Source organism: Flavobacterium odoriferum (assembly GCF_025499515.1).
Classification (GTDB): domain Bacteria; phylum Bacteroidota; class Bacteroidia; order Flavobacteriales; family Flavobacteriaceae; genus Flavobacterium; species Flavobacterium odoriferum.
Map to the genome: position 1 here is coordinate 37497 of NZ_JAMKFA010000017.1, position 13106 is coordinate 50602.

The following is a 13106-nucleotide window of genomic DNA, read 5'->3' on the forward strand; positions in this document are numbered from 1 at the left end:
TTTGTCGGATATATGTTACATTTCATCGATAGATGTGTGCTAAATAATATTTATTGTTAACTTTGGGAAATTAATCAAACCATAACAAAATATTAACATAATGAAAAAACTATTACTTTTTTTCATGTCTATTTTTTCCGTTTTAAGTTACGGTCAGTTCCCTGAAGGATTTGAAGGGCCTACGTTTCCGCCGACTGGATGGATAAGATTTGACAATGGAATTGGAACGGCTCAACAATGGGATGAGACTACTACAACAGCTTTGGTATTCGCAGGAACAAAAGCTGCTTTCTTAAATAGAGAAAATGTCGTTTCTGGATTAGCAGAGGATTGGCTTGTTACTTCACAAGTTCTTGTGCCTGCAAATGGTCAGTTGCGTTTTTACACAAAATTAACTCAAGCTGGTGATCAAGGGAGTGTCTATACAATAAGAGTATCTACCGCTTCTCAAAATCTTCCTGCAGATTTTACAACTGTACGAACTTGGACTGAGCCTCAAATAATGGATGATGATGATATGGGGGATTCTGGCTCAACTTTAGCTCAACAATCTACATACTTACAAAAGAGTGTTAACTTGAGTGCTTATGCAGGTCAAAATGTTTATATTGCTTTTGTAATGTCAAATGACAACGGAGATAGATGGTGTGTTGATAATGTGAATGTTGATCAACAATGTTTAGTTAATACAGCATTGTCTGCTACTCCATTAGCAACATCTGCTTTGCTTTCGTGGACATCATCAAGTACAGGTCCATGGGAGATTGAATATGGTCCTGTTGGTTTCACTCAAGGAACTGGAACAATTGTTTCTGCTGCTACCAATGTGAATTTCAATTTATCTCCTTTAACACCTTTAACAGAATATACTTACTATGTAAGATCGTTGTGCGCTACAGATAATATTAGCCCATGGTCAACAGGTTTTGATTTTACTACTTCTGCATTGCCGCCAGGATGTGGTGGAAATTTCGTTGATGACGGAGGTGCGGCAGGAGATTATCCTAATAACCAAGATTATGTAATTACAATTTGTCCTGATAATCCAGGTGATTATGTAACTGTTAATTTTACTTCTTTTTATACAGAAGATTCTTATGACAAATTATATGTTTATGATGGTAACTCAACTGCTGCTCCACAAATTTCAAGTGGTAACCCAGGAGGTTTTGGTCCTGTTACTTTACCAGGAGGATTTTGGGGTAATTTGAATGCAGCACTTCCTGGTCCATTTGAAGGAACAAGTGCTTCAGGATGTATCACTTTTAGATTTGTTAGTGATGGAATTATCGACAATCCAGGATGGACTGCAAATATTGTTTGTCAGCCTTTCCCATCTTGTCCTAAACCAACTAATATAACAGCAAATTCAATTTCTTCTTCAAGTATAGTTGTAAACTGGACAAATAATGCGCCATCAGCTACACAGTGGGAAGTAATATGGGTGCCAGCGGGTTCTCCAGCTCCGCTTCCAACAGATACAGGTGCAATAACAACGGATCCTGCTACTTATACAATTACAGGATTACCTTCATCAACTACTTATGATATTTATGTGAGAGCAATATGTGCATCAGGTACTGATGTAGGACCATGGTCAACTGTTCATGCAACTGCAGCAACTAATCCTGATTATTGTGCAGGTGATCATTTCTATGATTTGGGTGGACCTTCTGGGAACTATCCTAATAATGCTAATTCAGTTGTAACAATTTGTCCAGAAAATCCTGGAGATGTTGTAACTGTATATTTTAATTCTTTTGAATTAATTAGTAGTATTGGAGATGCTTTAACGATTTATGATGGTGATAACACAACTGGTGCAATCGTTGGGACTTATTTTGGAACTAATATTATTTCTTCTTATACTTCAACATCTCCAACAGGGTGTTTAACTTTTTCTTTTGTATCTAATGCCTCACAAAATGCACCAGGTTGGGACGCAACAATTATTTGTGGACCACCATGTCCAGCAATTACATCGGTTTTAAACAGTACTGTTCCTGCAGCTGGTTCAGAAAATACTATTAGAATTTGTCCAGGAGCAAGTGTTGAGTTCAATGGTAGTGGAACATTTGCAGATCCATCTGGGGCTGCTGGAGCTACTTATGAATGGAATTTTGATGATGGTTCAACTGCTACAGGGACTACTGCTTCACATGTATTCGCAAACGAAGGTATTTATTTAGTAAATTTAACAATTGTTGATGCTAATGGTTGTAGAAATAATAATGCTTTAAACCAAAAAGTGTATGTTTCTACTACACCAGTATTTACAGGATCTGCTGCATTCGATGATGAGATTTGTTTAGGGCAAAGTACTACTATTACAGGAGTTTCAGCTCCTGTGCCTTTTGTTAGGGAATGTGCTCCACCAGTTAGTGGTACAACTTTCTTACCGGACGGTAGTGGTGTTTCTTATCAAACAACGGTGCCTGTTGATTGTTTCCCTTTTGGAAGTACTATTACATCGGCAAGTCAAATTACATCAGTTTGTTTAGATATGGAGCATTCATATCTTGGAGATTTAGAAATAAGATTGGTAAGTCCTAACGGACAGTCAATCATCTTAAAAGCCTATCCAGGTGGTGGTGGAACTTATTTAGGTTGTCCATTAGATGATCCTGCTGTAGGGCCTGGTACAGGAAGAACATATTGTTTTACTCCAACAGCTACTACATTATTAGTTAATGGGGCAACGACAAATTGTGGAACTCCTTCTGGTGCATCTATTAATGCAGGGAACTATATGCCTGTTCAACCATTTTCAAATTTAGTTGGAAGTCCTTTAAATGGAAACTGGTCTTTAATTGTAACTGATAATTTAGGAATTGATAATGGATATATATTCTCTTGGGGTATAAACTTTGATAGTTCTATTTTACCAACTGATTATGCATTTACTCCAACAATTGATTCTTCAAACTGGACTCCAGATCCAAGTATTGTTTCAACTACTGGAAGTACAATAACAGTAACTCCTACAGTTGTTGGAACTAATTGTTACACTTATAATGTAACAGATAATTTTGGATGTACATACTCAGAACAAGTTTGTATCGAAGTATTGCCAGGTGTCAGTTTAACGGATTTAACAGCTTCTGCTCCGCTTTGTGTTGGAGAAGATGGAAGTTTTACTTTTGAAGGATCACCTAATACATCGGTAACATACAACATTGATGGAGGTTCAGATCAAACAATTGTCTTAGATGCTGCAGGTAATGCTACAATTTCTTTGACAGGTTTAACAGCTTCAACAACATTAAATGCTACTTACATCACGGCTCCACCAATTCCAACTACTGGAAATGTAATTTCAACAGTAGGTGGTGTTAATCCAAATAATTCTATAGGTGCTATTTCAGCCGTTGGAACTACTGCAAATACAACAAATTCAACAACAGTAAATGCAGCTAACTCTTTAGTAACATTAACTCTTGCAAATGAGTTGCCTCCTGGAACTCCAATTATTGTGAGTATTGCAAGAAATAATAACGCAGGAAGTGTAACAATTTCTGATGGAGTTAATAGTTTAACATTTAATGGAACTACATATCCTGGAGCATTAAATATTTTACAACATGTTAGTTTTACCACGGGAACATTCACAGATGTTATAACAATAACTAGAAACAATGGTAATACATACGTAGATGGTATTTCTTACAGCTATAATGAATTAGGTTGTGATGCGCCATTATCAATGACAGAAACTATTGTTGTTAATCCTGTTCCAGCAGTTAATACAATAACACATGCAACAGCATTGTGTGATGGTAATAACGCAGTATTTACTATACAAGGAACATCTAATACGACAGTAACATACACTATTAATGGTGGAGCTCCTACGGCAATAACATTAGATGCTACTGGACAGGGTGTTGTAACAGTTTCATCTGTTTCTTCAGATGTAACATTATCAGTTTCTCAAGCGCAAATAGGTTCTTGTATAACTCCACTTTCATTATCTGAAGTTATTACAGTAAATGCATTGCCGTTTGTAACATCTTTAACTTCAAACACTCCAATTTGTGAAACTCAAGACGCAGTATTTACAATTGTAGGTACACCTAATGCAACTGTTACTTATTCAATAAATGGAGGAGCTTCTAGTACTGTGGTTTTAAACGCATCAGGAAATGCGACAGTAACACAAACTAATGCGTTAAGTAATGTTACAATTAGCTTATCAAGTATTAATGATGGTGTTTGTAATGCTGTATTGACAAATTCTGAAACAGTAATTGTTAATCCAAGTCCTTCTATTCCAACGTTAACTTCTATTTCAGAATCAGTTTGTATTGGAGAAGATGTTATTTTTAACGTTTCTGGTTCTGCAAATTCTACAATAACATATACAATCAATGGAGGTTCGAACCAAACACTTGTTCTTGACGGTGCTGGAAATGCTACAATTACTATTCCTGCAGCAACAATTACAACAATGGTTGAATTACAAGATGTTATGGAAGGTTCTTGTACGCTTACATTGTCAATTTCTGAAGACGTAATCGTAGAGACTTGTACTATTCAAAAAGGAATTTCTCCTAATAATGATGGTAGAAATGATAACTTCGATCTATCAGGTTATAATGTTAGTAAATTAGAGATTTTCAATAGATATGGTACAATAGTTTACAGTAAAAATAATTATGAAGACGAATGGTATGGTCAATCTGATAATGGGAATGAATTGCCAGATGGAACTTATTATTTTGTAATTAAGTTTACCGATATTGAAACTAAAACAGGTTGGATTTATATTAACAGAGAACAATAATAAAATGATTGGCTATCATTTTCTTGATAGCCAACTTTTTTAAAAATAAATAAAATGAAGAAACTATATTTAGTAGCTTTAGTTGTAATTGCCTCATGGGTAGATTTACACGCACAACAAGATCCACATTATACGCAATATATGTATAATATGAATGTTATTAATCCAGCTTATGCAGGTAGTAAAGAGAATCTATCAATAGGATTATTGTATAGAAAACAATGGGTTGAAATAGAAGATGCACCTACAACATTTACATTGTCTGGTCATTCACCAGTAGGTAAAAATGTTGGATTAGGATTATCTGTTATTTCTGATAAAATTGGTCCTGTTGAAGAAAATAATATTTATGGAGACTTTTCATATACACTTAATTTAGGTGGCGAGCATAAATTAGCTTTTGGTATTAAAGCTGGTATAACGCTACATCAAGTTGGATTATATAGTGATATCTATAATACTTTGCCAAACCCTAATGACCCTGCATTCTCTGCAGACACAAACAATAGTTATTTTAACTTAGGTTCTGGATTGTTTTACTACACAAACAAATATTATTTAGCATTTTCTGTTCCTAATATGATGAAATCAAAACATTTAGATTTTGATGGTCGTGAATTTGGATCAGAAACATCACATTACTTCTTAACAGGAGGATATGTGTTTGATGTTTCTCAAAATATTAAATTTAAGCCTTTCTTTATGTTAAAATCAGCATTTGATGCTCCTTCTTCTTTGGATGTTTCGACAAATTTTTTATTCAATGAAAAATTTGAAGCTGGCTTAACTTATCGTTTAGATGATAGTTTTGGTGCTATGGTAAACTATGCTATAACTCCAAATGTTAAGATTGGATATGCATACGATCACATTGTATCTGATTTGAATGTGACAACACCTTCATCTCATGAGTTTATCTTGTTGTTTGATTTGAACTTCCCGAAAAAGGTATCAAGTTCTCCAAGATTTTTCTAACCTAAAAGCGATAACGACATGAAAAAAATATATTTAACATTGAGTTTTGTAATCGCAAGTGGTTTACTTAGTGCACAAAACAAAGATACCAAGACAGCAGATAAATTATTCGACAGATATGAATATGTTGATGCTGCTAAAGAATATTTAAAATTAACAGAAAAAGGTAAAGCAGATAACTATGTTTATAAGCAATTAGCAGATAGTTATTATAATGTTTTTAATACCAAAGAAGCTGTTAAATGGTTTGCAAAAGCAACCGAAGAAAAGCAAGATGCTGAAACGTATTACAAATATGCTCAAATGTTAAAAGCTGAAGGTAATTACGCTGAAGCTGATAAACAAATGAAACAATTTGCAAGTTTAGCACCTAACGATCAAAGAGCTAAGACATTTAACTCAAATCCACAATATTTGCCAACTTTAAAAAGTCAAGCTAAATTATATGATGTGGTAAAATCTGATATCAGCAGTGATAAAACAGATTTTGGTGCAGTTTTAACTAATGATAATAACGTTTACTTTTCAAGTTCTAGAAATACTTCCAAGAAAAACAGTAATTGGAATGAAGAGCCGTATTTAGATTTATATAAAGCAACTTACAACGCTAATAAAACAATTAGTGAAGCTGTAGCTGTTGATAATTTGAATACAAGATGGCATGATGGTCCAGCGTCAGTTAGTTCTGATGGAAGTGTAATGTATTATGGAAGCGAAAGTTTCAACGAAAAAGAATACATAAAAGACAAAGAAAAGAAAGCAAAATTTGGTAAAATTTATCTTTACAAAGCTACTAACTCTGGAGGTTCTTGGTCTAATAGCAAACCATTACCTTTTAATAATGCTGCCTATGATGTAAGAAACCCAAGTATTAGCAAAGATGGAAAAACGTTATACTTTTCTTCAAATATGCCTGGTGGTATGGGTGGAGAAGACATATGGAAAGTATCTGTTAATGGTGACGAATATGGAACTCCTGAAAATTTGGGAGCAAAAATTAACACAGAAGCTAATGAAAGTTTCCCTTTTATTACAGATGACAATGTACTTTTCTTTTCATCAAACGGAAAGCAAGGATTCGGTGGTTTAGATGTTTTTAAAATTGATTTGAGCAAAGGCACTGATGCTGTAAATGTTGGAGCGCCTGTTAATACTGAAAAAGACGATTTCGCATTTACTTACAATACTGCTAAAAAAGTAGGATTCTTCTCAAGTAATAGAGGTGGAAATGACGATATATATATTGCTGATCCAGTTTGTAACTTTAAAGCTATTACAGTTGTTAAAGATAAGGTTACTGGAAAAGAAATAGATGGCGCTTTAGTTGTATTAACAGGTGAGAAACAAAAAACATTATCTAGTTTAACAACGGATTCCTCTGGAAAATCAATTTCTGAGTTTAATTGTATGACTTCATATTCAGGTCAAGTTTCTAAACAAGGATATGAAAGCGAAGTTTTTAATGTTGATATCCCAAATGATGCTGTTGGAACTGATTTTAAAGTTGATGTATTTTTAAATCCTATTTTACCAATCATCACAGAAAAAGAAGTTATTTTACAACCTATTTTCTTTGAGTTCAACAAAAGTAACATTACACAACAAGGTGCAGCAGAATTGGATAAGTTAGTCCAAGTTATGGTTGAGCACCCTAATATGGTAATTTTTGCAAAATCACATACTGATAGTAGAGGTAGTGATAAATACAATCTAAATTTATCTGACAGAAGAGCAAAATCTACAGTTCAGTATTTAGTTTCTAAAGGAATTGCTAAGGATAGAATTTCAGGACAAGGATTTGGAGAAAGTGAGCCAAAAGTAGCTTGTGACAATTGTACTGAAGAAGAACATGCACAAAACAGAAGAAGTGAATTCTTAATTGTTAAGAAATAATAATTAAGAAATTTTATAATAAAAAAAGGCAACTGAAAAGTTGCCTTTTTTTATTTATTTTAAAGTCCTTTGTTTGCCGTTCCAGAAGCAATCCAAGATGATACAATTCCTAATATAATAATTGTTGACAACACAATTAAAATGTTGCTCCACTCAAATAAAACAGGATAAGGCATTGTTGGAGTAATCATTATAAAAGAAAATTGTTGTTGTAATATAACAATTCCTATTGCTAATGCTAAGCCTATAAATAAGCCAAAAAGCGTAATAATAATGCCTTGTGTAAAGAAAATATTTCGAATCGAATTTTTAGTTACACCAATATTATAAAGTGTTTTCAAATTATCTCTTTTGTCAATAATAATCATCACAATTGCTCCTGCTAAACAAAACAAAGTCAAAATAACAACTAATGTACTAAAAAGATAAATGAACAAATTTTCAGATTGTAGCATTTTATAGAGCGAATCATTTAATTGTGCCCTATTTTTAATTTTAATGTTTTCACCAAAAATAGTTTCTAAATCATTTCTAATTTCTTCCTCATTACTATTTGGTGTGGTTTTGATTTCTAAATTCGTAAACTGATTAGATTGTAAACCCAATAAATTTTGAGCTAAAGCAACATCACAAAAAACATACTTTCCATCTAACTCCTCATTAATAGAGTAAATTCCCGAAGGAAAAAGTAACGATTTATTAAAAGCTTCATCTGGATTTTCAATATTTCCTTTTCCAGGTTTTGGAGCAAAAACTTCTAATGCATTATTGAAATCAAACAATCCTAAAGCTAATTTTCTACTGATTTCTGCTCCAACAACAACATCTTCAGAGTTTGGTTCAATCCAATCACCAGCATACAAATGATTTTTAAAGTCATTTACTTTTGTATAATTATTGTCAACACCTTTTATATGTGCAACAATTTCTTTTTCGCTGTATAAAAAATAAACGCGTTCTTCTGCAATTTTGCTAAAAGAGGAAATGTTTTTGTTTGATTTTAATTGTTCTTCTTGCGCCTTAGATATTGTAAAAAACTTTCCAGTTGTGGTTTCTAATCTTAAATCGGGATCAGTCGCATTTGCAAAGTTTAAAGTAAATTCTTTTAATCCGCTAAAAACAGATAAAAAAATAAATAATGCCATAGTACTTGCTATAATTCCAACAGAAGCAATGCCAGTAATAATATTTATGGCTTTGTTCTTGCTAAAACTAATAGCATAACGTTTGGCTATATAAAATGAAAGGTTCAAATTATGATTTCTTTCTTTTTTCTAACAAATCCGGATTTTCAATTGGGTTTTCTTCTCCAGTTAACGCTTTGTCAATTTTTTCAATGTAATCTAAACTGTCATCGATGTAAAAAATCAAATTTGGTACTTTACGCAATTGATTTTTAACACGTTGTGCTAAATCGTGTTTGATTAATGGAGCATTACTTTTAACTGCGGCTAAAATTTCCCCTGCTTTTTCTGTTGGAAAAACACTTAAATGCACCTTTGCAATAGATAAATCTGAAGTTACATTCACTTTAGAAACCGAAATCACTAAATTGTTAATATTATTTTTACGGATTTCACCTTGCAAAATTGATACCAAATCATTTTGCAAAAGCGCACCTATTTTTTTTTGTCTATTTGTTTCCATTTGGCAAAAATACGACTTTTCTATTAATAATTTAGAAGCGAAGGGCTTGTTCAGTTTTGTTATTCATTTTCCCGCTTTTAACTACAATCTTTTTTATAATTCAAAGTTTTTATAACCTTTGAATTATAAAAAGGATTTCCGCGACAATCAGGGCTATATAGCAAGACTTTTTGTTTTTTTGTTAACTTTGTATAACAAATTTAAACTAATGAGAAAAATAGAACATATTGGTATTGCTGTAAAAAGTTTAGAAACGTCAAATTTGCTTTTCGAAAAATTATTTGGTCAACCACCTTATAAACAAGAAGAAGTTGTTAGCGAAGGAGTGAAAACATCATTTTTTATGAATGGTCCAAACAAGATCGAATTGTTAGAAGCAACAAATCCGGATAGCCCAATTGCAAAATTTATCGATAAAAAGGGAGAGGGAATCCATCACATCGCTTTTGACGTATATGATATTGAAGAAGAGATGATGAGATTGAAAAACGAAGGTTTTATAGTGTTGAATGAAGTGCCCAAAAAAGGTGCAGATAATAAATTAGTTGCTTTTCTTCATCCTAAAGGAACAAATGGGGTTTTAATTGAGCTTTGTCAGGAAATAAAATAATCTTTTAAAAAAAGATTTGCGTGCAATAAAAATTAGTAGTAATATTGCAACCTCAAACTGGTCCTATAGCTCAGTTGGTTAGAGCACCTGACTCATAATCAGGTGGTCCCTGGTTCGAGCCCAGGTGGGACCACTTTAGTTTGAAAATTTGACAGAATATCGTTACAAAAACTAAATTTTAAGTTTTTTTTAAGTTTTTTTGTTAAAATAACTTGTAAAGTATAAAAATATTTATATTTTCGTATTATATAATTAAGTTAAACAATTGCAAATATTAACTTATTATTAAATAATAACCTTTCTTAATTGAAAAGCAAATATAATTAATACTTTTACGCCCAATAAAACAAAACTATGAATAAAATTTTAACCTTAATAGTGGTGCTTTTTAGCGTTCAAGCAGCAATTGCGGCTAATCCAACACCACCACCACCAACGCCACCCCCACCACCTGGTTTGCCTATAGATGGTAGTTTGGTTGTGCTATTTTTTATAGCATTAGTAACAGGTTATTATTTGTCTAAAAAATATATCTCAACAAAAAAAGGCTCTTTGTAAGAGCCTTTTTTATTTTCTTAATTCATTCAATCTACTTACGTATTTTCCAATTACATCGAATTCTAAATTTACTTTTGTGCCAATTTTAAAAGTATTAAAATTAGTATGATCATAAGTGTAAGGAATAATGGCAACACTAAAAGAGTTTAATTCTGAATTCACCACAGTCAAACTTGTTCCGTTTACAGTAATTGAGCCTTTTTCAATTGTAATATTGTTTAATGATGCATCGTATTCAAATGTAAAAACCCAACTTCCGTTTGCTTCTTTAATATTAGTGCAAGTTCCAGTTTGATCCACGTGTCCTTGAACAATATGTCCGTCAAGTCTGTCTCCTAGTTTCATGGCGCGTTCTAAATTTACAACATCACCTACACTCCAAGTCCTAATAGAAGTCTTGTCGATAGTTTCTTTAATAGCGGTTACCGTGTAATTTTTATTTTCAATTTTTACAACGGTTAAACAAATGCCATTATGGGCTACGCTTTGGTCAATTTTTAATTCATGTGTAATTTCAGATTCTACCGTTAAGTGCAGGTTTTCCTGATCTTTTTCGATTTCTTTTATAATTCCGAGGGTTTCTATAATTCCGGTAAACATAACTGATTTAATTTTACTAAATTTGCACATCAAAAGTAAGCAATAAATCACATTTGTCATGGTTAAAAAAGCAGAAAATATAATTGTTGGAATTTCGATTGGAGATTTAAATGGTATTGGAAGCGAGGTTATTTTAAAAACATTTGAAGATACTCGAATGTTAGAATTGTGTACGCCTGTAATTTTTGCGAATGTAAAAATCGTTTCTTTTTTAAAGAAAGAGCTAAAGTTAGATGTTGCTATTCATGGAATTGATAAATTAGAACAATTAGTTGTTGGGAAAATCAATGTATTGAATGTTTGGCGTGAAGGTGTAAATTTAGAATTCGGGAAAAATGATGATGTTGTAGGAAGTTATGCTATAAAATCTTTTGTTGCAGCTACTAAAGCGCTAAAAGAAGGATTGGTTGATGTTTTGGTAACAGCGCCTATTAATAAGTATAATATTCAATCAGAAGAATTCAAATTCCCAGGTCACACTGATTATTTAGATAAAGAGTTAGAAGGCGATGCGTTAATGTTAATGGTGCACGATGATTTACGTGTTGGATTACTTACTGATCATGTTCCAGTGAATGAAGTAGCGAAACATTTGAATGAAAAATTAATTTCGACTAAAATTAAAACCATCATTCAAACGTTGAAGCAAGATTTTGAAATTGAAAAACCAAAAGTGGCTGTTTTAGGATTGAATCCACATTCAGGAGATAATGGAGTTATTGGTCAAGAAGAGGAAAAAATCATCAAACCGGCCTTGAAAAAATTATTTGAAGCGGGAAATATGGTTTTCGGACCTTTTCCAGCGGACGGATTTTTTGGTTCAGCACAATATGAAAAATACGATGCGGTAATTGCAACTTATCATGATCAAGGATTGATTCCTTTCAAAACATTGTCGTTTGGTAACGGAGTAAATTACACAGCAGGATTAAATAAAATTAGAACTTCTCCCGATCACGGAACTGCATATGAAATTGCAGGTAAAGGAGTGGCTAATCACGAGTCATTTAAAGAGGCGGTTTATTTGGCAATTGATATTTATAACAAAAGAAATGACTATCAAGAGCTGATTAAAAACCCTTTAAAAACAAAAGAAAAACAGTTATAAACAAAAAAATGTTCACAACTGGTTTGAATTTATAAATATTTTATATCTTTGCACACCTTTTAAAAAGGTAAAACTGTTGTTATGAATGATTTAAAAGAATATTTAATACCATTCGTGGGATTAAAAATAGGGAAGCATCAGTTTGATTATCAAATAGATAATACGTTCTTTAAAAACTTTGATTACGACGAATACAATGCCGTTTCAGTCAAAGTTGATATTGTTTTAGAGAAGAAAAGCACTATGCTTGAACTCGATTTTAAGCACAAAGGAACAGTAAATGTACCTTGCGATGTGTCTGGAGAAGAGTTTGATTTGCCAATTAAAGGAAAATTAAAACTTTTAGTTAAGTTTGGAGATGCCTTTAATGATGAGAATGAGGAGTTGCTCATTTTGCCTCATGGTGAATTTCAAGTAAATGTAGCGCAATATATATATGAGTCTATTATATTGTCAGTTCCTTTACGAAGAGTACATCCGGGTGTTAAAGACGGTTCTTTAACGGATGTAATTGAAAAATTGGAATCGCTTTCTCCAAAAGAAAACAAAAAAGAAGAAGAACAAAATAATGATATTGACCCTAGATGGGAGAATTTAAAAAAACTATTAACGGATAAATAAAATAGAACAATGGCACATCCTAAGAGAAGACAGTCGTCTACAAGAAGAGATAAAAGAAGAACACATTACAAAGCGACAGTTGCTCAAATCGCAACATGTCCAATAACTGGTGAAGCACACTTATACCACAGAGCTTACTGGCATGAAGGTAAAATGTACTACAGAGGTCAAGTTGTAATTGATAAAAATGAAGCAGTAGCTTAATTGCATCAGAGAAAAAATAGAGAAAACTCTCACATTGTGAGAGTTTTTTTGTTAAGTACCTATTTCGTTTATAATTAACAAAAACGAATAGGATTCGTTTGAAATTT

The 13106-nt window shown here is 32.6% G+C and carries 11 protein-coding genes and 1 tRNA gene; 9 read left to right on the forward strand and 3 right to left on the reverse strand.

Annotated features, from left to right (window positions below; translation table 11 throughout):
• Positions 1-100: 100 nt before the first annotated feature.
• The 3 genes from M9Q43_RS11810 to M9Q43_RS11820 are packed head-to-tail and all read left to right on the forward strand — an operon-like array spanning position 101 to position 7651.
• Entirely contained in the window at positions 101-4783 is a 4683-nt protein-coding gene (locus tag M9Q43_RS11810; RefSeq protein ID WP_262319096.1) for a T9SS type B sorting domain-containing protein, read from the forward strand.
• 54 nt (positions 4784-4837) lie between these two features.
• Positions 4838-5758, forward strand: coding sequence for a PorP/SprF family type IX secretion system membrane protein (locus tag M9Q43_RS11815; protein ID WP_262319097.1), 921 nt, complete (start codon positions 4838-4840; stop codon positions 5756-5758).
• Between the two features lie 18 nt (positions 5759-5776).
• Entirely contained in the window at positions 5777-7651 is a 1875-nt protein-coding gene (locus M9Q43_RS11820) for an OmpA family protein (protein WP_262319098.1), read from the forward strand.
• A 59-nt stretch (positions 7652-7710) separates the two neighbouring features.
• Here M9Q43_RS11820 and M9Q43_RS11825 read toward each other — a convergent pair whose 3' ends face one another.
• On the reverse strand, positions 7711-8904 hold the full coding sequence (locus M9Q43_RS11825) for an ABC transporter permease (RefSeq protein ID WP_262319099.1): 1194 nt from the start codon (positions 8902-8904) through the stop codon (positions 7711-7713).
• A 1-nt stretch (position 8905) separates the two neighbouring features.
• Positions 8906-9298 (reverse strand): 30S ribosome-binding factor RbfA, encoded by a 393-nt coding sequence (gene rbfA / locus M9Q43_RS11830; RefSeq protein WP_262319100.1) that lies wholly within the window; start codon positions 9296-9298, stop codon positions 8906-8908.
• Between the two features lie 208 nt (positions 9299-9506).
• Here rbfA and mce point away from each other — a divergent pair, with 208 nt between their 5' ends.
• The 3 genes from mce to M9Q43_RS11845 all read left to right on the forward strand — a co-directional run bounded on the left by mce (position 9507) and on the right by M9Q43_RS11845 (position 10466).
• Positions 9507-9908 carry a methylmalonyl-CoA epimerase gene (gene mce / locus M9Q43_RS11835; protein WP_262319101.1) on the forward strand — a complete coding sequence of 134 codons (402 nt, stop codon included), beginning with the start codon at positions 9507-9509 and terminating at the stop codon, positions 9906-9908.
• 59 nt (positions 9909-9967) lie between these two features.
• A tRNA-Ile gene (locus tag M9Q43_RS11840) sits at positions 9968-10041 on the forward strand.
• A 221-nt stretch (positions 10042-10262) separates the two neighbouring features.
• Positions 10263-10466 (forward strand): hypothetical protein, encoded by a 204-nt coding sequence (locus M9Q43_RS11845; protein WP_262319102.1) that lies wholly within the window; start codon positions 10263-10265, stop codon positions 10464-10466.
• Between the two features lie 9 nt (positions 10467-10475).
• Here the strand turns inward: M9Q43_RS11845 and M9Q43_RS11850 are convergent, their stop codons facing one another.
• A complete protein-coding gene (locus M9Q43_RS11850) occupies positions 10476-11066 on the reverse strand; it encodes a riboflavin synthase (RefSeq protein ID WP_262319103.1) in 591 nt (196 codons plus the stop codon).
• A 58-nt stretch (positions 11067-11124) separates the two neighbouring features.
• Between M9Q43_RS11850 and pdxA the strand changes: the two genes are divergently transcribed.
• From pdxA to rpmF, 3 genes are all read left to right on the forward strand, one after another.
• Positions 11125-12174 carry a 4-hydroxythreonine-4-phosphate dehydrogenase PdxA gene (pdxA, locus tag M9Q43_RS11855; protein ID WP_262319104.1) on the forward strand — a complete coding sequence of 350 codons (1050 nt, stop codon included), beginning with the start codon at positions 11125-11127 and terminating at the stop codon, positions 12172-12174.
• A gap of 81 nt (positions 12175-12255) precedes the next feature.
• Entirely contained in the window at positions 12256-12795 is a 540-nt protein-coding gene (locus M9Q43_RS11860; RefSeq protein WP_262319105.1) for a YceD family protein, read from the forward strand.
• A gap of 9 nt (positions 12796-12804) precedes the next feature.
• Positions 12805-12999: a 50S ribosomal protein L32 gene (gene rpmF / locus M9Q43_RS11865; RefSeq protein ID WP_008255033.1), complete on the forward strand. Its 195-nt coding sequence runs from the start codon at positions 12805-12807 to the stop codon at positions 12997-12999.
• Positions 13000-13106: the final 107 nt, after the last annotated feature.

Excerpts from the sequence above, each read along its gene's own strand:
- M9Q43_RS11810 (WP_262319096.1), top strand. The coding sequence starts at position 101 with ATGAAAAAACTATTACTTTTTTTCATGTCTATTTTTTCCGTTTTAAGT.
- M9Q43_RS11815 (WP_262319097.1), top strand. The coding sequence starts at position 4,838 with ATGAAGAAACTATATTTAGTAGCTTTAGTTGTAATTGCCTCATGGGTA.
- M9Q43_RS11820 (WP_262319098.1), top strand. The coding sequence starts at position 5,777 with ATGAAAAAAATATATTTAACATTGAGTTTTGTAATCGCAAGTGGTTTA.
- rbfA (WP_262319100.1), bottom strand. The coding sequence starts at position 9,298 with ATGGAAACAAATAGACAAAAAAAAATAGGTGCGCTTTTGCAAAATGAT.
- mce (WP_262319101.1), top strand. The coding sequence starts at position 9,507 with ATGAGAAAAATAGAACATATTGGTATTGCTGTAAAAAGTTTAGAAACG.
- M9Q43_RS11845 (WP_262319102.1), top strand. The coding sequence starts at position 10,263 with ATGAATAAAATTTTAACCTTAATAGTGGTGCTTTTTAGCGTTCAAGCA.
- M9Q43_RS11850 (WP_262319103.1), bottom strand. The coding sequence starts at position 11,066 with ATGTTTACCGGAATTATAGAAACCCTCGGAATTATAAAAGAAATCGAA.
- pdxA (WP_262319104.1), top strand. The coding sequence starts at position 11,125 with ATGGTTAAAAAAGCAGAAAATATAATTGTTGGAATTTCGATTGGAGAT.
- M9Q43_RS11860 (WP_262319105.1), top strand. The coding sequence starts at position 12,256 with ATGAATGATTTAAAAGAATATTTAATACCATTCGTGGGATTAAAAATA.
- rpmF (WP_008255033.1), top strand. The coding sequence starts at position 12,805 with ATGGCACATCCTAAGAGAAGACAGTCGTCTACAAGAAGAGATAAAAGA.